The sequence below is a fragment of the Macrococcus bovicus genome (assembly GCF_030376725.1).
In the GTDB taxonomy this organism is placed as follows: Bacteria; Bacillota; Bacilli; order Staphylococcales; family Staphylococcaceae; genus Macrococcus; species Macrococcus bovicus.
Window position 1 is genome coordinate 45,481 of record NZ_CP128470.1, and the last position, 20,792, is coordinate 66,272.

Below are 20,792 nucleotides of genomic sequence, written 5' to 3' on the forward strand. Positions count from 1 at the left end.
CTAGCAGGCTGGCTTCGCTCATTCATGAATCTTATAGTTTTCTAGTAGATAGTCTCCGACACCTGGCGCTTCTGGGTCATGATTACCTTTACCTTTGTCTAAAGTACGGATGGCATCCATTTCCGCTTCACTTAATTCAAAGTCAAAAATATCGATATTGCCTTCAATCCGGCTCGGTGTCACTGATTTTGGTAACGGGATAATACCCTCTTGAATTTCAAAACGCAAAATCACTTGTCCCACATTTTTATGATATTTTTCGGCGAGCTGAACGAGTACTTCTTCCTTGAACAGTGCTTCATTACCTTGACCAAGAGGTGCCCATGCTGCAATTTTTACACCATCAGCTTTCATCGTCTCGCGTAACGCTTGCTGCTGGAAATAAGGGTTGAATTCCACTTGGTTGACAGACGGTTTCGTAGCGAACTGAGGAACGAACTCATTATAGAACTTCGGTGTCATATTGCTGATACCGATGGATTTAATGAATCCATCTGCTTTTGCTTCTTCTAACGCTTTCCATGCCCCGAGTACATCACTGTAAGGCTGATGGAGTAAATAGAGATCAATATAATCCATATTTAAGTTGTGCAGTGAGGTCTGAATAGCTTTCGTCGCAGCTTCATAGCCATAATCCTGGATCCAGAGTTTACTCGTAATAAAAATTTCTTCACGCGGAATACCGCTATCTCTCACTGCTTTTCCCACATCAGACTCGTTCATATAAGCAGCAGCCGTATCGATATGACGATAGCCTGCCTTTAAAGCATTCAGTACCGCTTCATAAGTCTCGCCATCATTCGGAATCAAAAAAACACCAAATCCTACTGCAGGGATATGTGTACCATCATTTAATTGCATCATTAACATAGGACGCCCTCCTTGATATTATATCCTGATTATAACCATGGCTAGAGGATAAAGATAATACCTATTTTCAATACAACTATGCTGATGGGTTATAATGCCGAGAAAGCCACGGATGCGATATAAGGTCTAGTATTTGAAAGCGGACACTATTCTCATTTATAATATAGCCATGAGATAATTAATCTACTATATAAAATAAAGAGATGAGGATATTATGACTGAAACTCTATTTGAATCACAGACTTTCACTCCAGCACAAATAAAAGCAATCGATCACTATCTGAATATCAGCCGCTCTGATGAACAGGCTGATTTGAGTCAGCTTAATCAGCTGATTGCTCATTATGCGTCAACGGTGCCATTTGAAAATATAAGCGTCCAGAATAAAGTACCAATCGACGTAAAGTTGGAGAGTCTATTTCACAAGATTGTTGAGTGTAGACGTGGCGGCTATTGTTATGAGATGAATACTTTCTTCAAGCATTATCTGCTGTACAAAGGCTATGATGCTTACAATGTCTCCGCCACTATCCACACGCCTGATGGATGGAGCCGCGAGGGCAGTCATATGTCACTGCTTGTTCAGCTGGACCGGCTTTACGTGGCAGATGTCGGCTTTGGTGATTTACCGCTTCAGGCGTTGCCTATCATGTCTGAAGATGAAGCGGTGGTCATCCATGATGTCAATGGCCAGTACCGGGCTGTTGAACGTGATAATGGATTTGTTGTCCAGAAGTTGAAGGAAGGCGAATTCCAGACACTTTATCGTGCGGAGTTTGAGCCGCGAGATCTTTCATACTTTGATGACAATCTGTATTACAATCAGCATAATCCTGATTCTATCTTCGTCAAAAAACTGATCATTACCTTGCCGTTGTCTGATGGTCGTGTCACAATGTCTGATCGTAACTTAACCATCACCAAGCAGGGTAAGAAGGAAGTCCAGGCCGTAACGAAAGACAACTATCGTCAGTTTCTCAACGATTATTTCGGTATGGATGTGGCTATTAATAAATGGGAATAGTTTTCATGATGTTCGGCATCAATTTAGTGGTCTTCAGCGGCATGATGTATGGTGCCAATTATATTCTGTATAAAAACGGAAATGGCTTTACAAAAGGGCAGATCATTCTCTTGACCCTTATCTTATCATTCATTTCAACAGTGCCTTTACTACACACTTTAGAATAGGAGATGCAGACTATGAAATATATTGATACGCATGCACATTTATGGAGTCAGGAATATTTGGAGAAGCTTGAAGCACTGGGGTCCCCTGGAACGGAAGTGGCGAAAGGAATTAAAGCAGGCGTGTCAGCAGAAGATCTGGATGCACGTTTCAAAATGATGGATGAAGCGGAGGTAAGTCTGCAGGTCATTTCAGCAACCCCTCAGTCACCACAGTGGGGAACACAAGAAGAGGCTGAAGAGAGTGCGGCTATGATCAATGAACTATATGCTTCTCTTGTCAACCAGTATCCGGACCGGTTTTTAGCATATGGGGCAGTCTCTCTGCCCTATGTTGATCTGGCCATCAGCCAGGCGGAAGCGTTACTTAAACGACAAGAATTCATTGGTATTGCAGTACCGACTCTGATCAAGAATGAGATTTCGATTGGTGATAGAAGGTTTGAGCCTTTTTTTGAGGCGATGAATAAAGCTCAGGCAGTCATCTATATCCATCCGACAGGTTGTGGTGCTAATAGCCCGATGATCAATGACTTTGAACTTGAATGGGTAGTCGGGGCACCGATTGAATCGATGTTGGCGGCTTTACAGTTGTTAAAAGCTGATATTCCGAGCAAATACCCGAACATTAAATTTCATCTGTCACATCTAGGCGGCGCCCTGCCATTCCTGATGCAACGGATAGAGGACAACTATACAGATTGGGATGCATTCAATGAAAGTCCTTTAGAAACGTTGAAGCGTCAGTTCTGGTTCGATACAGCGAACTTTCATCAGCCTTCCCTTATTAATTCGGTCAGCACATTTGGTGTGGAGAAGTTCATGTTAGGTAGTGACTTCCCGTACTTTCAGGATGATAAATATACACGCGCTGTGACGTATATTAAAGAAAGCGGCTTAGATGCAAAGGGTATAGATGGAATCCTGCAGCATAACGCTCTGACATTATATCAAGTGCATTGATTGCAATATTCATAAAGAAAGACGGTGAACGATCGTTCACCGTCTTTCTTTTTATGGAATTATGCCTGATGAAATCTTAATTTCTTTGATTTTTAGGCAGAGTAAGCGCCATTAATAGTCCGATTAATGCGAGACCTGTCACCACTTGATAAGTGAAATGAAATCCAGCAATAGCAGAACTATGTCCACCTGCACCCATAATGCTGACGAGAATGGCTGTACCTACTGCAGCACACACTTGGCGCAGTGTGTTATTCATTGCGCTGCCATGAGGTAGCATCGGCAAGCTCAAATTGTTCATCGCATGAGTGGTCATAGGCGTCATAATGAACCCATTCCCTACCATTAAGACCACTATCGCAAGAGTGATAGTCAGTTGAGAAGATTCAGCACTCAGCAACGAAATAAAAGCACTGCCGAGAACAATCAGCCCCATGCCGATCACCGCCAGTGGTTTTCCGCCTACTTTGTCATACCATCTGCCAGTGATAGGAGCCATCAGCCCCATCATCAGACCCCCAGGTAAAAGAATCAGCCCGGAAGATAAAGCGGAATAACCTCTTATATTCTGAATATAGATAGGCAATAACGTCATACTTCCGATAAAGATGATGAACATGACAACAATCAGCAGACTGGACTGGGTGAACTGTCGATCTTCGAAAACTTTCAGTTCAAGCATAGGCACCTCTGATTTAAGCTGCCGTTGTATGAACAAGTAGAGACTGATAAATGCGGCTACCAGGATAAGAATGACGGTCGGATGATTGAAACCTAACCGTCCGGCCAAGCTGAAGCCTAACAGAATACCACCAAAGCTGAGGGTGGAAGTAATAACGGAATAGAGATCCAGCGTCGGATCAGATAAGAGAGTCAAGTTCTTGACTAACCAAATACCGAGAATAAAATCGATTAGAATAATGAATAAAACGACCAGGAAGAGAATATGCCATGAATAATGATTGACGATCCACCCTGAAATGGTCGGTCCTACCGCAGGCGCAAAACCGATAATCAGTCCGAATATCCCCATGGCCAGGCCCCGTTTTTCTTTAGGGAAGGAAACCAATAATACGACTTGCATCAAGGGCATCAAAATACCTGCGCCTAAAGCCTGTATGCTTCGACCTATCAGCATGACGTAAAAATTAGGGGCTATAAAGCACAAGAACGAGCCGATCATCAATAGGATGAGCGCGGTGTTAAAGAGACGTCTTGTAGAATATTTCGATGTCAGATAGGCTGAGACAGGAATCATGACCCCGTTTATCAGCATGAAGATAGTAGTCAGCCACTGTGCAGTATTGATATCCAGTCTAAATGATTTCATGATGGCAGGCAGCGCAGTAGTCAGCAGTGTCTGGTTGAGAACAGCAATAAAAGCCCCTATCATCATAATAAATACGACTATATTTCTTTGTTTACTTGATAATTCATGAGTCATTTGATAATCTCCTCTATTTCTCCATCTTGCAAACGGACAGTATTCTCATTTATACTATAAATAGTAACTGAAAAAGTCAAATGTGTTGTTTAGGAGATACTATGGAAAATAGCGACAAAAAAAAGCGTCATGATGCTATCATGAACAGAAAACTTATTCTAGAAGTAGCAGATTCATTATTTCAAACGTATTCGGTCAGTGAAGTCACTATGAAACAAATCGCTGTTGAATGCAAAATAGGACAAGGAACCTTGTATAGGCATTTCAGTAATAAAGCTGAAATCTGTCAGAATCTTATGGACCATAAAATAGAGACGATGTTCAACGTAATTGACGAGATCAAGCACTCTAATAAGACGGATGAAGATAAAATAAAGTATATCTTATATACATTTGTCAGGCTGATAAATGACAATAAGCAGAAGCTGGAAGAAATGAAGAGAACGGGGAAGAGAAGTTCTGTCATGATGAATCTGCATTTTTACGATCGCCTGAAGGCGGACATCCAAGCATGTATTGAAAATCTGGAGATAGTCAGTAATGCTGAATTTCATACAGACATCATGCTGAACTCTTTTTCTAGAGATGTATTTGATTATTATTGTGTTGAAAAAAAGGTGACACCTGAACAGTTTGCTGACCGCATCCACTTTATCTTCATAGAACGGCTGATGATATAAAGATACGAGTCAGGTTTGATGAAGCAGGGCGGGCTATTATTTATTTTTATGGACATCACGTTGATTAATGGTTCTGTTGTATATTATAATGTCCTTTAAAGTGAATATCGTAAGCAATGATAAGAGCATTCATAAATATATCTTGAGAAATGTTTGTGAATGAAGAAAGAAGAGGACGAGATGGAAGACCGGCGGATCAGAAAAACGAAAGAAAGTATTAAAAATGCCTACTTTGAGTTGATGAAAGAGAAGCATTTCAAAGATATAACAGTAAATCAGATTACGGAGAAGGCCGATATTAATCGTGGAACATTCTATCTGCATTACTTAGATAAATTCGATTTGAGAGATAGACTGGAAAATGAAGTGCTTGAAAAACTGGAGGAAAAACTGAAGGAAAGAAAAATTGAGAATCTGATCGAAAATCCTGAAAAATATTCGATTCAATTTATTGAATTAATTTTGACAACTATTGAAGAGAATCGTGATTATTTTGAAATTCTGCTGATTCATCAAGATATCGGATTACCGCAGCAATTTTCAAGAATCATCAAGAAAAATATTGAAAGTCAGATACAATTGCCGCATCAGCTGGGTATTGTGCCAATTGACTATTATTTTGCCTTTATCGTCAATGCTCAGACCGGTATCATCAAGGAATGGGTAAAGAATGGAATGAAGGAAACCAAAAAAGAAATAGCGACGTACGCCTATACACTTGCCTATAACGGGCCGTTGAAGTTGATGCATCAATACATGAAAGATACATTGTAAAACCAATGAAGGGTGCAATGTGAACAGCAATAGCAACTGTAAAAAGATGAATCAGATAGCCTTCTGTAAAAAATGATACAGAAGGCTTTTATTTATGTTCGGAAATTCGTTGACTTTCGCAGCGAAGGCGCTATTCAAATGATAATAATTTTTGAAATAAAAGTAATAAATGTCTAAGATAGTAATAGTCTAGTTTACAAACACGAAAGGTGGAGACGAATGAGAAAGCATTATTTATTTTTAGTTATTTATTTTTTAGTGATGGGGGCGGGTCTTTTCATCTGCAGACAGTTCTTAAGAACACCTTATGATTCACCTCATTTCGGTCAGACATTTCTGCCGTTTACATTATTACTGGCTGTTATGGTAGTGATATATGGTCTAAGATATCGTACCTCCCTTAAAATGCAGAAGGCGGACCGCACTACATATCTCTATGGGTTGCTGCCACTTCTTCCTTTGGCTATGTTGGCAGTGATCGCGGCTGTTGCTGATTTCAGCTGGAGCACGCTCTTCTTGATTCCGCTGATTGATGCCTTGCTCGTCAGTATTGCTGAGGAAGGGCTGTTCAGAGGAATTATTCTTGGCGGTATGGCGAGACATATTAAGCCGCTCTATGCGCTGTTGTTGTCTGCTCTGTTATTCTCTGCTTTACATTTATTGAATTTACTGGGTGGTCTCGCACCGGCTGAGGTCACAAGTCAGTTACTTTCTACCTTTATGATGGGATTATTTCTGGGAGCAGTCTATTTATATACGCGGAACCTCTATCTGCCGGTTATCTTCCATTTTGTATGGGACTATATTTTCTTGACTGATGGACTAAGTGCCGTATCATTCGCACCGTTATTCTTTATTGTGACGATCATCCTGGAAATCATCATTATCTGTCTGCTCCTCTATAAGATGAGGCGTTGGCAGGCAGGTCAGCCGACTCATACTTAGAATCCACTTCTGGTACCATAGCAACGAATCCTAGTTCAATAATACAGAGTAATAAGATGGAGATTAAACCAGTCAATTGAATCACCTCTTTCTTATTTCAGTGTAAATGATGAAACGAGTTTCAAAGCAAGGGGGAATTTTCTTTATGGTCAATATTCGTGATATTGCGCATCATGCCGGGGTCTCAGTAAGTACAGTCTCTCGCGTATTGAATGATTATCCATACGTATCAAATGACAAACGTGAGCGTGTGCTGAAATCGATGGAGACTCTGCATTACATCCCGAGTCAGCTGGCGGTTAATCTGTCACGTGGGCGAAGCCGGACAATCGCCTGTGTCATTCCTTATATCGCCAACCCTTATTATGCGAAGCTGCTGGCAGGTGCCATAAAAGAAGCATCTCAGTCTCATCACCATATTGTAGTGATAGAGACATCTTATAATGAAGAAGAGGAAATGAAGGCTCTTGAAATGCTGAGACACCGCTCAGTAGATGGGGTGATCTTTACAACGCGTCAGCTGTCTCTCTCACGTATTGCAGATTATCTGAATGAGGGTCCTATTATATTGATGGAGAAAAATGATATCACACGCTATGTCTATATTGACCAGCAACGTGCCCTGCAGGAAGCATTGAATCATCTTATTGAGAAAGGCTACAAACAGATCGGCTATACGTTGCACCGCAAGCATGGTTTCAGTGCAACTGAGCGCCTTAAGGCCTACGAGACGATTCCTGACTGCTATCGTGCCGATGAATACATCTATACCGGCGGCTTGTCTGCACGAGCAGGCGTCAAATTAGCAGAAACTATATTAGGCGGTTCTATAGTTCCTGATGCGCTGATTGTGACCAATGATGAAGTCAGTGCAGGATTGTATGCGGAACTGCTGAGAATGGGGATTAAAGTACCTGAGGAGCTGGCCTTAGTTTCCTATGAGAATGGTGAACTTGCTCAGGTTCATGACTTGACGAGTATTGATCTGCCGCTGGAAGAAATGGGGGCTGAGGCAATCCGGATGATTCTTGAACCAGCCAGACTTTCAAACGAAATTCCTTTTACACTTATTGAAAGAAGTTCAACATAAATAGGGATTAAAAAGGCAATATAGTTGAAATAAATAGCACGCTTACTTATATTAAAGACGCATCAAAATCTAAAGATTAAGAAATGAGAACAAAGGAGAGTTATCATGAATTATAAGGATACAGCACTGGTATTGATCGATCTGCAAAAAGGCATTCTTGCAATGGATACGGCGCCTCATTCAACAGCTACAGTGGTGCAGAATGCGAAAGAACTGGCTGCACGTTTTAAGCAGAACGGGGGATTTGTCGCTTATGTCCGCGTCAACTTCCATGATGGTCAAGATGCTCTGAAGCCTAATGCCATGAAGCAATTACCGGGTAAGCCGCAAGCTGATTTTTCTGACTTTGCAGATGAACTGGCTGTAGAGGAGAAGGATTATATTGTTAATAAACGAGGATTCAGTGCCTTCTTCGGTACCGACCTTGACCTGCAGCTGAGAAGACGAGGTATCAAAAATATTGTACTTGGCGGTATTTCTACACATGTCGGTGTAGATACGACGGCCAGAGATGCCTATCAGCTGGGTTACGATCAGTATTTCGTGGAAGATATGATGTCGGCCCCTGCTGCTGAATTACATGCATTCTCACTGACACATACATTGCCGCTGATGGGACAGATTGTCTCATTTGAAGACATGATGGCTGAAGAGAGATTCAATCAATAATAAAAGCGCCGCTTATAGCGGCGCTTTTATTTGCTTTTAGGCAGCGTAGCCGCCATTATCAATCCGATAAATGCCAGGATTGCAATCAGCTGATAAGTGAACTGGAATCCCTGGATAGGTGTGGGATGACCTTTCGCTCCCATAATACTGACCAAGATGGCAGTACCTATAGCTGCACAGATCTGACGCATCGTACTATTCATCGCACTGCCATGTGGAAGCATCTGAAGACTTAACGTATTCATAGCATGCGTAGTCATCGGGGTCATGATGAAGCCGTTCCCTGTCATCAGAACGACAAGAGAGAGCGTAATCCGAAGCGGTGAAGCCTCATCCCCTAATAATGAGATGAGTATACTGCCAGTCAGAATAAGACTCATTCCTATGAGCGCGAGAATCTTCCCGCCCACTCTATCGTAAAGGCGGCCGGTCAAAGGTGCCATAATGCCCATCATTAATCCGCCAGGCAGCAGAATCAGTCCGGAAGTCATAATCGAATAATGTCTCATCTGCTGAATGTAAATCGGAAACATCGTCATGCTGCCGATGAATATCGTAAACATCAGCACAATCAACAGGCTGGATTGGGTGAAGAGTCTGTCTTTAAAAATTCTGAACTCAAGCATCGGCGAAGCTAAATTAAATTGACGTGTGATAAACAGGTACAGGGCAATGAAAGAGATGATCAAGACAAGGATGACGGATAGATGCATGAACCCTATACGACCTGCTTCACTGAATCCGAAGAGGATACCACCGAAACCGATTGTCGAAGTGATGACAGAATAGATATCCAGTGACGGATCAGATAACGTTGTCAGGTTTTTCACCAGCACGAGACCGAGAAGAAAATCTGCCAGAATAACAAAAAAGACGACTAAGTATAGAATATGCCATGAATAATGATTAACAATCCATCCGGAAGTAGTAGGGCCCACAGCGGGTGCAAAACCAATCACTAAGCCGAAAATCCCCATGGCAAGCCCTCGCTGCTCTTTCGGGAAAGACATAAGAAGGACGACCTGCATCAGAGGCATAAGAATGCCTGCACCGAAAGCCTGGATACTTCTTCCGAGCAACATCACATAGAAGTTAGGGGAAAGATAACAGAGGAATGAGCCGGCCATCAGTAGAACTAATGCAATATTAAAAAGACGTTTTGTCGTGAATTTAGAAGTCAGATAAGCTGAGACAGGAATCATAATACCGTTGATCAACATAAAGATAGTGGTCAGCCACTGCGCTGTCGTCATTTCGATATTAAAGGACTTCATGATAGCAGGTAATGCGGTAGTGAGCAGGGTCTGATTCAATACGGCGACAAATGCACCGATCATCATGACAAGTACTGCTGAATTTCTTTGTGTATGAGTCAAGGATGCAGACATATTTGAACCTCTCAATAATCTTATTTTTGAAACATATAAATGCGAACGAAATGAAAAAAGAGGTGATATCTCAACCTCTTTTTTGGATTATCTTATTTTCTGAATGAATCCAGTAATGTGACTAAGTTCAGTCCGAAATATTTGCCGGCACTTTGTGTAGATTTAACACCATGACCTGCTTTTAAATGACTGAAGATAGCGCCTGCCATAATGATATTGATCATAACTGCACCGATACGGGCGAATTTTTTATTGAAGATGGAGAGCAGTAAGAAGATAGAACCGATTAATTCAAAGTAACCTGCTACTTTCATCATGTTACGTGATAACCCAAATCCTTGTTCGAACTGTTGAGCCATCTGGTCATCATTTTTTATTTTAGGTAGACTGCTTTTAATAATGTCTTTAGCGACATAAGCGTTGACGATATGTTTTTGCATAATTGAATGCCCCATTTCTTTTATTTGATATAATTATTATACTAGATATATTTTTTATAGACATCGGTCATTAGTCTGATTTTCTAGGACCCGATGAAGCTGCGTACCAGTTGGCATACTAGGCTGTCGAAGCTGGCCTAATGAATACAATCCTTAATAGTAGATTTGACCTCTTCTGGCAGTTTAGCATCATCTGACAGATCAACGGCCTGTGAAGTTTCTTCTGCTGTAATGATATTGCCCCCTATAGTGAAGTCACTAATCTCACCATCTTCTTCAACAGAGAACGCTAAGATCTCTTTTCCATTCGTCTTGATATTGCCGCCCACTTGGAAGTGTTTGATTGCGCCCCCTGCCTTAACAGAGAAGGCAGTTGCATCCAATGATTGAATTTCCCCTTTAACTAATGATTCACCAGTAGCGCCGTGAGTCTCAATGTCTTTGTTGACTTTGATTGTACCGACTGGTTTAGAGAACTGCATGCCGATTGAACCATCTCCATAGGTGGAGACTGCTTCAAAGACAGCATGGTCAATAGTGCCATCATATTGGTTGAAACCACGCGCACCTGAGCCATATGTCTCAATCGGTGATTTCGCTTCGAAATTGTGGACTATACCAAAATTGACGAAACCAATGCCTGATGTTCCATATGAACGAATAATGTCATGACATACCCATTTATCGACTTCGCCCCATACATCGAGTACCATATCATTCACCCCATATGTGATAACCGGGCCAGTTGTCTCAATTTCTTTGGCATGTGCACCTGTCAACAGAAAAATACCGCCCGTGATCAAAGTCGGTTGGCCGAATGGAATCATACCATTGGAATAGATGGCATCTGTCTGCAGAAATTCAACTTCTACTTTGCTGCTGCTCTCGTTGAAACTACCGATAAAGACACCTGATCCGATGACAGGCGCATACGGACGGCCTAATGAAACATGCTTTACATTAGCTTTCAATACTGATTCCTTATCATCGCTGTAATTATAGATGGTCAGCGCACCCTGGTGAACAGTAACGCCATATTTAAGTGGACGCTCAGACGCACGACGTGTATCGGCTGCAACGATATCCAGACCGTCAATATTAAGTGTTAAGTATTTATGAGGCGCACGCGTCAGAATCTGGACTTGCCCGGTCACAATCAGATTATTTAAGGTGATAGTACCTAAGTCCTCTTCAGTGGAATCTATATAGATGGCACGTTGATGGACAGCTGTCTGGATAGACAGATTTTCAATGAGATTGTCACCTGCTAAAGAAATACCGTCACCATTACTAAATGCAAGAAGAGGCATTTCACCGTCTATCCCTCTGAGCGATGTTCCTTTAGGTAAACAGATAGGATGAGGAATGATAATAGACTGTGCAATAACAAGATCCTGTTTATGCTGCTGCAAAGCTTCTTCCAGTTGTTTTAAATCCTTGATTATAATACTCACTATGTAGCCTCCCTGTATATGTTATCAATTAGTTATAACCGTTTATAATTTCTGGGAAACATTTCGAGCGCGGGGACTACTTTTTCCAGACAAGCCAGAGTGATGACAGTTATAAGAATGAATGAAGGAAGAAATATTAAGAACATCCTTAATGCGTGAGCATAATATTCGCTTGCCCATATATATTTGGTATAATAAATATATCAAATATAAAAATTATATTTAAGGAGATGTAATAATGAAACAATTAACAGGTATTCACCATGTCACTGCCATTACCAGCAGCGCCGAAAAAATTTATCAGTTCTTCAATGATATTCTTGGGATGCGTCTCGTTAAAAAGACAGTCAATCAGGATGACATTCAAGCCTATCACTTATTTTTCGCAGATGATGTCGGTAGTGCCGGCACAGATATGACCTTCTTTGATTTCAATGGCGCTCCGCAAGGTCGTCATGGTAACAATGAGCTGCACCGCGCCTCCTTCCGTGTGCCAAGTGATGCAGCCATCGACTACTTCCTGGACCGCTTCGAGTCTTGTGGGGTTCAGCATGACGGGGTATCAGAGCTGTTCGGCCGCAAAGTTCTGCCGTTCGAAGACTTCGATGGTCAGCTCTATCAGCTGATTTCGGATGAGAATGATAATGGTGTCGCTGCGGGTACACCGTGGCAGAACGGTCCGGTTCCGACTGAATTTGCGATCTACGGCTTAGGCCCTGTCGTTATTAACATCAGTCAGTTCACTGCATTCAAAGAAGCATTTGAGACCGTCTACTTATTCAAGGAGACTGCAAGTGAAGGCAATATGCACTGGTTCGAAACAGGTGAAGGGGGCAACGGGGCTGCCGTTATTATTGTAGATGATGAATCAGGTGTCCAAGGCCAGCAAGGCGCAGGCAGTATCCATCACATCGCTTTCCGTGTAACAGATGAAGCCCATCTTTCAGAATGGATTGAGAGAATCAACAGCTATCATCTGCCGAATTCAGGTCTGGTCGACCGCTTCTTCTTCAAGTCGCTCTATGCACGTCTTGCGATGCCGTTGCTATTTGAGATTGCGACGGATGGTCCCGGCTTTATGGGCGATGAGCCTTATGAGACATTAGGTGAAAAACTGTCATTGCCGCCGTTTCTTGAGTCAAGACGTGATGAAATCGAACAGCAAGTCAGACACATTGATACCGTCAGAAGCAAATAGGGGGAATGAAGATGCAGTACGTACTGAAAAATGAAGGCAACCAGCAATCAAAAGTGCTGGTCATGCTCCACGGTACAGGCGGTGACGAATACGATATGTTACCGCTTGCCACGATGCTGGACGCTGCAGCGCCTGTTATCAGCGTGAAAGGAAATGTGCTGGAGAACGGCATGCCGCGTTTCTTCAGACGGCTGGCTGTTGGTCAGTTTGATGAAGAAGATCTGGTGGCACGGACACATGAACTGAACGCCTTCGTAACAGCGATGGTTCAGAAACAGTCACTGGAAGGAGAGGTCATCGCCGTCGGTTATTCAAACGGTGCGAATATTGCAGTCAGCTCCTTATTCCATTCAGCCGATACATTTGATCACGCTATTCTCTTTCATCCGATGGTCCCGTTACGCGGTATTGAACTGCCCGATTTAAGCGGCAAGCATATCTTTATTGGTGCTGGACACGGTGATCCATATGCCAGCGATGCTGAAATTAATGAACTGGAGGCACTGCTGACAGAGGCGGGAGCCACAGTTGAGATTTTCTGGCACAATAAGGGTCATTCATTGACACAAGAAGAACTGGCGGCTGCTGTTCAATGGTATGAGAACCTCTAAAAAAGACGGACTGAAATTTTTCAGTCCGTCTTTTTTTTAGGATTTCGGGTTGTCCTTTGGATGAATAAACTGATAGCGCTTGATATCCTCTTGTGTCAGGATACGCTCAGAGACATGATAGGGCTTGATGTAATTCATTTCTGATACTCTGATTTTACCGTTCTGATAGACATGCTCGACATAGGCGACGTGTCCTTGTTCGCCGCGTGAAGACTGAAGAAGTGCGCCTTCAACAGGTGTCTGATTGACGGTGTAGCCATCTTCTTCGGCACCTTCCTTCCAGTACTTGGCGTCATGCCACGTGCGTTCAATCATCTTGCCATCCGCTTTGACCTTCTCAAAGACATAGAATGTGCATTGGCCTCTATCATATGTATTAAAGGCCATCGGGTCCGGCATCCATCTGATTTTCAGTTCTTCCTGATAGGCAGTCCATGTATCACGCGTCAGATAACCGCTGATGCCTAGTACAATGATGATAATGAAGATGACAGGCTTTTTCATCTCTATGTTAAAGGTGGAAGACGTTTTTCGATTTCATCACGTTCAGGCTCCAGAAAGTCAGGAAGATTGAGTTTCTTGCCGAGTTCATCTTTCGGTGTGTCGATCATAAAGCCGGGACCGGATGTCGCGAATTCATACATAATGGTATTATGACGGTAATAAACGGACTTAAAGAAATAACGGTCGATGATATCGGAGTGACTACCCGGCAGTTCATCCAGATAGCGGATGAGTGCTTCAAGATCTGAATCGTCCGGCACATCAACAGCGATATGATGGATATAACCGCGGCCGGGTCTGACAGAAGATCCATCCTCCTCCACAACTATCAGATCGCTGTAGAGGCCGCTCTTATCTTGTGTGAAGTGAAGAGGCGCACGCTCTTCATACTGAAGAATATCAGTCAGGAACTGGCGGGTTGGCTCCGTTTTTTTGACACGCAGTTCGACGGGCCCCATACCGAGAATCTGATATTCAGCCGGGATATTGCTGTAGCTGTTCTTCTTCCAGAACGCGGGATAGGTATAATCATCGTTCTGGATGAGGATGATTTCAAGATTATCTGGATCAAGGAACGAAAGCGCAGGCTGTCCAGCATATTCAAGACGTTCAGATGTCACGTTAAATGATGCAAGTCTTGTCTCGAAATAGTCAAGTGCCGCACCGTCAGGAACAAGCAGTGAGAGACGGTAGATACTGTTGGTCCCTTTCTGAGTGGGCGCCAGGTTCGGGATATCAAAGAAGCTGAGTAAGGTGCCGGGCATTCCTTCTTCATCGCCATAAAAGAAATGATACATGCTCGGATTATCCTGATTGACTGAAATTTCCACTAGACGGAGGCCGAGAATATGGGTATAGAAATGTTGATTTGCTTTAATGTCTTTTGTATACATTGAAATATGATGATGACCATTGATTTTCATCATTTTATCCTCCTCATGCAAATGATGTACTTCTATAATTGTCTTCAGTATAGGGGGTCCGGCTATAAGATTCAAATGAGGTGCTGCAAGATGATATGAAGAGTGGGAATCGATCAACTTCAAAATGGATTATGTTTGTTGATATCTTCTGTTAAAAAATAAGATATGACGGAAGCGATATTGTAGAAAATAAGTATGAATCACCATAAATAGTGAAAAAAGAAATGTTAAAAAATAACGTATTTTATCCATTTAGTGTTAAGAAATTCTTAACTTCTAAGCTGCTTAATAAAAATAAAACTATTTTTATTCCTGGTAAGAATAATACCGCTTTTTCAATTAATAATAATAGTAATTAACATCTAAAGATTTTATTTTTTGAATATATAATATTAAGTCATTATAGATCTAAATCTGACAAAACTATTCGCTCAATGCAAGCGTAGCCTGATATTTGCTTATTAAATCATCATTATTTTTAACCTTTAAAAAATAAAAGTCTCTTATTTCTAAAATAGAATAAGAGATTTTTTTATTATGCAGTATTTAATTTATATCTATTAAAATAATAATTTTTAAAAATTTAATTATAATTTTTAAAAGAAAATTTAAAAATTAATTATTTACTATTTAAATATTAGACAATATAATGATTTGAATATTTTTTTAAACAATTAAAAAAATAATTATATGTTAACTGTTTTTAAATAGTGGTGTAAAAACTCTTATTCATTGGAAATTTATAAGAAAGTAAAGTGATATTATGAAAAAATTAGCTAAATCATTATTTGCCCTCTTTTTTGTCTTGATGATGCTGACTCACAATTACACCGCTTTAGCAGCGGGCACATTGACAGGTTCATTTGGTACGGGCTGTAAAAGTTTCACCGTCTCATCCTCAGGTTTCAATGCTACAGATTATGTAGAAGTTGAGTGGTATGATAAGGGCGGCATCATTGCTGGTAAGAAACGGGTCGCAATCAATACCACGGAAACGATCACGTTTAGTACGCAGCCTGCCGGTGTCCATTACCGTGCCTATGATCAATATGGTAACTATGTCACTCCTCTGAAAGATACAGCAGCAGCTTGTGTCGTGGTCGTAGCTGCATCTGCATCAGTTCAAGTAGATGCATATGATTGTAACGATCAACCTGTAAACGTGGATGTACCTTACACTGCGCGCACTCATTTTAACTGGGATACAGCAGGTCAATATGATAAGACATACAGCGGTACAGTGAGTGCTAACACAGGGCCACTGCAATACACAAAGCAAATTGGGAAAACCTCTGAAGTATCGGTTAATTACACCCTTCCTAGTGGATATAAGGTTGTATCAGAAGAAAACCTCACATATACAGGTGTCACACAAGGCTTAACAAAAATAGTCTTAAAACAAGGACCATGTGAAGCACCGACAACAGAAGCACCAACAACGGAAGCACCGACAACAGAAGCGCCAACAACGGAAGCACCGACAACGGAAGCGCCAACAACGGAAGCGCCGACAACGGAAGCACCGACAACAGAAGCGCCAACAACGGAAGCACCGACAACGGAAGCGCCAACAACGGAAGCGCCGACAACGGAAGCGCCGACAACGGAAGCGCCAACAACGGAAGCACCGACAACGGAAGCGCCGACAACGGAAGCGCCGACAACGGAAGCACCGACAACAGAGGTACCGACAACAGAAGCCCCGTCCAAAACACCTTATCCAGTAAATCCTGATGGTTATACTCCAATTGCAGACGGTAATTTTTCTAATGGTTGTAGTGTTAATTGGTATGCAAAATCTGTAATTGATACGGACTTAGTTAATATGCCTAATAACGGTTATTTCTACAAAGTTAGACATAATAGTGATGGATCTCCGAATTATGGTTATATGTCTGTTCAACACTGGGCAAATACAACAACAGGTGATTTATTCTGGAGGATACCAATTGGTACTCAATATGGCATACAAAATGCGAAAGTCGTCGTTCCATATGGTAACAACTGGACGCCTAATAAAGCATCATTCAGTATTCTGAGAGAAGATTTATTTACTCGATTTACTGAACAAACATCATTTGCAACTCAAATGAATACAAGTAATGTTAGCTATGAATTTACTGATACAGCTTTAGTGATTAATTTGGGAGATATACCGGCTGACCATCATTTTATGTTTATGTTCACAGCAAAAGCAAATGATGGAGGGGCAGGAATCAAAGCAGGAAATGAATATTACGCTGATGCTACTTTAACAGGTAATTTTGTAACTTCAGCAGATAATCCGACATGTCCTATTTTAGTTCCAACAACAGAAGAGCCGACGACGGAGGCACCGACGACAGAGGTACCGACAACGGAAGTACCAACAACGGAGGCACCAACGACAGAGGCACCGACAACAGAGGCACCGACAACGGAAGTACCAACGACGGAGGCACCGACAACAGAAGAGCCGACAACAGAGGTACCAACAATCGAAATTCCATCGACAGAAATTCCAACAACGGAGGCACCGACAACGGAAGCACCAACGACGGAGGTACCGACAACAGAAGAGCCGACAACGGAGGCACCAACGACAGAGGTACCGACAATTGAAGCACCAACGACGGAGGTACCGACAACAGAAGAGCCGACAACAGAGGTACCAACAATCGAAATTCCATCGACAGAAATTCCAACGACAGAGGCACCGACAACGGAAGCACCAACGACGGAGGTACCGACAACAGAAGAGCCGACAACGGAAGCACCAACGACAGAGGAACCGACAACAGAAGAGCCGACAACGGAAGCACCAACGACAGAGGAACCGACAACAGAGGAACCGACAACTGAAATACCAACGACGGAGGAACCGACAACAGAGGTACCAACAATCGAAATTCCATCGACAGAAATTCCAACAACAGAGGCACCAACGACGGAAGTACCGACAACAGAGGAACCAACAACAGAAGAGCCAACAATCGAAATTCCAAAAACGGAGGTACCGACAACAGAGGTACCGACAACGGAAATTCCAACAACAGAGGAACCGACAACAGAGGAACCAACAACAGAGGCACCAACGACGGAAGTACCGACAACAGAGGAACCAACAACAGAAGAGCCAACAATCGAAATTCCAAAAACGGAGGTACCGACAACAGAGGTACCGACAACGGAAATTCCAACAACAGAGGAACCGACGACAGAGGAACCAACAACAGAGGCACCAACAACAGAGGAACCGACAACAGAAGATCCGACGACAGAGGAACCAACAACAGAAGCACCAACAACAGAGGAACCAACAACAGAGGAACCAACGACAGAGGAACCAACGACAGAGGAACCAACGACAGAGGAACCAACAACAGAGGAACCAACAACAGAAGCACCAACGACGGAAGTACCGACGACAGAGGCACCAACAACAGAGGTACCAACAACAGAGGCACCAACGACGGAAGTACCGACGACAGAGGAACCGACAACAGAAGATCCGACGACAGAGGTACCAACAACAGAGGAACCGACAACAGAAGATCCGACGACAGAGGTACCAACAACAGAGGCACCAACAACAGAAGATCCGACAACAGAGGCACCAACAACAGAGGCACCAACAACAGAGGCACCAACAACAGAGGAACCAACGACAGAGGCACCAACAACAGAGGCACCAACGACAGAGGCACCAACAACAGAGGCACCAACAACAGAAGCACCAACGACGGAAGTACCGACGACAGAGGAACCAACAACAGAGGAACCAACAACAGAGGCACCAACGACGGAAGTACCGACGACAGAGGAACCGACAACAGAAGATCCGACGACAGAGGTACCAACAACAGAGGCACCGACAACAGAAGATCCGACGACAGAGGTACCAACAACAGAGGATCTGACGACAGAGGAACCAACAACAGAAGATCCGACAACAGAGGAGCCATCAACAGATTCTCCGGTGGCTGCATTACCTCCTTCTAATTCTCCTGGTGAGAATCATCGTAATGCTAAAACGGGCAGCAATTCACTTCCGTTGACCGGTGAAGAACAATCATCTATTGCTTTGATGGGTAGTATCGCTTTATTAACAGCAGGTTTCACCTTGCTCTTTATTAAGAGAAAACGAAATAATTACTAATTTAAAAAGATCAGCTCAACTAATGTTGAGCTGATCTTTTGGTTTATGCTTTTTGTTTTTTAGGGACGATTCTGCGACCTTTACCGAGAAAAATCTGAATAATGGATGCGATTAACAGAATGACATTAAAGATAATCATGATATTGAAGACATGGTGAACGGTATTCAGGGCCGCTTCTCTTAAGAGCAATAATGCTTCTTGTTTAGAATGATAGTGTGTCGGCATATTTGCTTTTAAGTCATGGCTGATAAACCAGGCAATAAAGGCAATTGCCACTGCGCCCATATAGTTACGTATAGTATGCATCGTATTGGAGCGGTGAGATGCCTTTTCAATAGGTCCATCCAGTAATGTTGCCATAGCGCCGCTGACTAAAGCCATACTGATGCCAAAACCTAACAGAAAAGCATGGATATATAACAGGTCATTCGACACATCGACACCTATAATGCGCCAGTGAATACTGACATAAAGAGTAGCGATGGAACCGAGTAATCCGAGTACACCTGCCCCGACTGCACTATATGTCAGCATTTTGATACAGCCGGATAATATAACACCGAAGAGGAAGAACAGGTAGAAATAAATGATGTGCTCGGATGACATCGTCAGGATACGCAGAAGAAAAATATTGATACCTGCTAATGCAACGACGAGCGTTAAATGGGATGAAATAGCCATAACAGCACCCGTCATCGGTTTCCGTTCATAAAGTGTGCTGAAGTGAACGATAGGATGTTCTGCTCTTGCATTCAAGATAACAAACAGAATGAATAAAATGACAGATACTGCTGCGTATGAAATAAACCACATTGAAGAAACACCTGAGATAGGTAGAAACGCACAAGCAACGGCAAGTGTCAGGGCTAGAACCACTAGTGTGATGACTTCTGGTAAATCGTAGGGATGATGTTCTTTTGAGACATAATGATCATCTTTCAGGGCGAAGACAGCAATCAGGATGCAGATGATGGCAGAGGCGATATTGATGGTATAAAGCCAGCGCCATTCCTGTGTTTCAATTGAGAAACTACCGGATATACCTCCTAGAGCATTGGCACCGAATAAGCCGACAATGACCATAAAGAGAAAGACGTTTTTATATTGCTTCGGGAACACATGAAAAGCATGCGGTAATGTTGTAAAGAATAGGACACCTGTACTGAGGCCTTGTAGACATTTACCCACAGTTAATAGATAGATATTATTGGTCATTAAGCAAAGAATGGAAGCGAAAAGAGAAAGAGAAATAAAAAGCAGAAAACTTTTTTTGAAGCTGAGCCGCTTTGTGAACAGATGTCCAAATGGAATACCGAGTGCGAAGGCAAAATTGGTCAGCACGGTCGGGACTATCAGATATTTGGAATCCAGGTTAAAAGTGGACTGAATAAGACCTTGATTCAGGCTATAGGCAATGTTCGTGAAATATTGTGAGCCGATTCCGAAGACAGTAATTACTGACAGCAGAAATATTTCGAAGCTGCGGAGTGTTTTGTATTTAATAGAATTCAA

At 42.4% G+C, this 20,792-nt stretch carries 19 protein-coding genes; 11 read left to right on the forward strand and 8 right to left on the reverse strand.

The features are described from left to right. Positions 1 to 18 precede the first annotated feature (18 nt). Positions 19 to 870 (reverse strand): aldo/keto reductase, encoded by an 852-nt coding sequence (locus QSV55_RS00650; RefSeq protein ID WP_289650278.1) that lies wholly within the window; start codon positions 868 to 870, stop codon positions 19 to 21. Positions 871 to 1,084: 214 nt separating this feature from the next. Between QSV55_RS00650 and QSV55_RS00655 the strand changes: the two genes are divergently transcribed. Genes QSV55_RS00655 through QSV55_RS00665 form a run of 3 tightly spaced genes read left to right on the forward strand, consistent with a single transcriptional unit; the run spans position 1,085 to position 3,021 of the window. Beyond that, entirely contained in the window at positions 1,085 to 1,894 is an 810-nt protein-coding gene (locus QSV55_RS00655) for an arylamine N-acetyltransferase family protein (RefSeq protein ID WP_289650280.1), read from the forward strand. Further along, positions 1,885 to 2,061, forward strand: a complete 177-nt coding sequence (locus QSV55_RS00660; protein ID WP_289650281.1) for a hypothetical protein — start codon at positions 1,885 to 1,887, stop codon at positions 2,059 to 2,061. The genes QSV55_RS00655 and QSV55_RS00660 overlap by 10 nt, the downstream gene beginning before the upstream one ends. Before the next feature lie 3 nt (positions 2,062 to 2,064). After that, positions 2,065 to 3,021, forward strand: a complete 957-nt coding sequence (locus QSV55_RS00665; RefSeq protein WP_289650282.1) for an amidohydrolase family protein — start codon at positions 2,065 to 2,067, stop codon at positions 3,019 to 3,021. 76 nt (positions 3,022 to 3,097) lie between these two features. Here the strand turns inward: QSV55_RS00665 and QSV55_RS00670 are convergent, their stop codons facing one another. Next, positions 3,098 to 4,465, reverse strand: coding sequence for an MDR family MFS transporter (locus QSV55_RS00670; RefSeq protein ID WP_289650283.1), 1,368 nt, complete (start codon positions 4,463 to 4,465; stop codon positions 3,098 to 3,100). Between the two features lie 101 nt (positions 4,466 to 4,566). Here QSV55_RS00670 and QSV55_RS00675 point away from each other — a divergent pair, with 101 nt between their 5' ends. The 5 genes from QSV55_RS00675 to QSV55_RS00695 all read left to right on the forward strand — a co-directional run bounded on the left by QSV55_RS00675 (position 4,567) and on the right by QSV55_RS00695 (position 8,623). Beyond that, positions 4,567 to 5,145, forward strand: a complete 579-nt coding sequence (locus tag QSV55_RS00675) for a TetR/AcrR family transcriptional regulator (RefSeq protein WP_289650284.1) — start codon at positions 4,567 to 4,569, stop codon at positions 5,143 to 5,145. A 159-nt stretch (positions 5,146 to 5,304) separates the two neighbouring features. Further along, entirely contained in the window at positions 5,305 to 5,919 is a 615-nt protein-coding gene (locus QSV55_RS00680) for a TetR/AcrR family transcriptional regulator (RefSeq protein ID WP_289650285.1), read from the forward strand. A gap of 219 nt (positions 5,920 to 6,138) precedes the next feature. Then, entirely contained in the window at positions 6,139 to 6,864 is a 726-nt protein-coding gene (locus tag QSV55_RS00685; RefSeq protein ID WP_289650286.1) for a CPBP family intramembrane glutamic endopeptidase, read from the forward strand. Between the two features lie 145 nt (positions 6,865 to 7,009). Beyond that, entirely contained in the window at positions 7,010 to 7,954 is a 945-nt protein-coding gene (locus QSV55_RS00690; RefSeq protein ID WP_289650287.1) for a LacI family DNA-binding transcriptional regulator, read from the forward strand. 102 nt (positions 7,955 to 8,056) lie between these two features. Continuing rightward, entirely contained in the window at positions 8,057 to 8,623 is a 567-nt protein-coding gene (locus QSV55_RS00695) for an isochorismatase family protein (protein WP_289651031.1), read from the forward strand. Positions 8,624 to 8,649: 26 nt separating this feature from the next. Here QSV55_RS00695 and QSV55_RS00700 read toward each other — a convergent pair whose 3' ends face one another. The 3 genes from QSV55_RS00700 to QSV55_RS00710 all read right to left on the reverse strand — a co-directional run bounded on the left by QSV55_RS00700 (position 8,650) and on the right by QSV55_RS00710 (position 11,905). Next, complete coding sequence (locus QSV55_RS00700) at positions 8,650 to 10,011, reverse strand: MDR family MFS transporter (RefSeq protein WP_289650288.1); 1,362 nt, start codon at positions 10,009 to 10,011, stop codon at positions 8,650 to 8,652. Positions 10,012 to 10,103: 92 nt separating this feature from the next. After that, complete coding sequence (locus QSV55_RS00705) at positions 10,104 to 10,454, reverse strand: DoxX family protein (RefSeq protein WP_289651032.1); 351 nt, start codon at positions 10,452 to 10,454, stop codon at positions 10,104 to 10,106. A 134-nt stretch (positions 10,455 to 10,588) separates the two neighbouring features. Beyond that, a complete protein-coding gene (locus tag QSV55_RS00710) occupies positions 10,589 to 11,905 on the reverse strand; it encodes a hypothetical protein (RefSeq protein ID WP_289650289.1) in 1,317 nt (438 codons plus the stop codon). 238 nt (positions 11,906 to 12,143) lie between these two features. On the opposite strand from QSV55_RS00710, the gene QSV55_RS00715 reads away from it, so the two are divergent. Both QSV55_RS00715 and QSV55_RS00720 read left to right on the forward strand, forming a co-directional pair. Further along, positions 12,144 to 13,103, forward strand: coding sequence for a ring-cleaving dioxygenase (locus QSV55_RS00715; RefSeq protein WP_289650290.1), 960 nt, complete (start codon positions 12,144 to 12,146; stop codon positions 13,101 to 13,103). An 11-nt stretch (positions 13,104 to 13,114) separates the two neighbouring features. Next, the gene (locus QSV55_RS00720) at positions 13,115 to 13,714 is read left to right on the forward strand and encodes an alpha/beta hydrolase (RefSeq protein ID WP_289650291.1); all 600 of its coding nucleotides are present in this window, start codon (positions 13,115 to 13,117) and stop codon (positions 13,712 to 13,714) included. Positions 13,715 to 13,750: 36 nt separating this feature from the next. Here QSV55_RS00720 and QSV55_RS00725 read toward each other — a convergent pair whose 3' ends face one another. Beyond that, a complete protein-coding gene (locus tag QSV55_RS00725) occupies positions 13,751 to 14,218 on the reverse strand; it encodes a CHAP domain-containing protein (protein WP_289650292.1) in 468 nt (155 codons plus the stop codon). Between the two features lie 2 nt (positions 14,219 to 14,220). Next, the gene (locus tag QSV55_RS00730; RefSeq protein ID WP_289651033.1) at positions 14,221 to 15,141 is read right to left on the reverse strand and encodes a VOC family protein; all 921 of its coding nucleotides are present in this window, start codon (positions 15,139 to 15,141) and stop codon (positions 14,221 to 14,223) included. A 763-nt stretch (positions 15,142 to 15,904) separates the two neighbouring features. Between QSV55_RS00730 and QSV55_RS00735 the strand changes: the two genes are divergently transcribed. Further along, entirely contained in the window at positions 15,905 to 19,279 is a 3,375-nt protein-coding gene (locus tag QSV55_RS00735; RefSeq protein ID WP_289650293.1) for an LPXTG cell wall anchor domain-containing protein, read from the forward strand. Between the two features lie 43 nt (positions 19,280 to 19,322). On the opposite strand, the gene QSV55_RS00740 is transcribed toward QSV55_RS00735, so the two are convergent. Beyond that, positions 19,323 to 20,792 (reverse strand): MFS transporter, encoded by a 1,470-nt coding sequence (locus QSV55_RS00740; RefSeq protein ID WP_289650294.1) that lies wholly within the window; start codon positions 20,790 to 20,792, stop codon positions 19,323 to 19,325.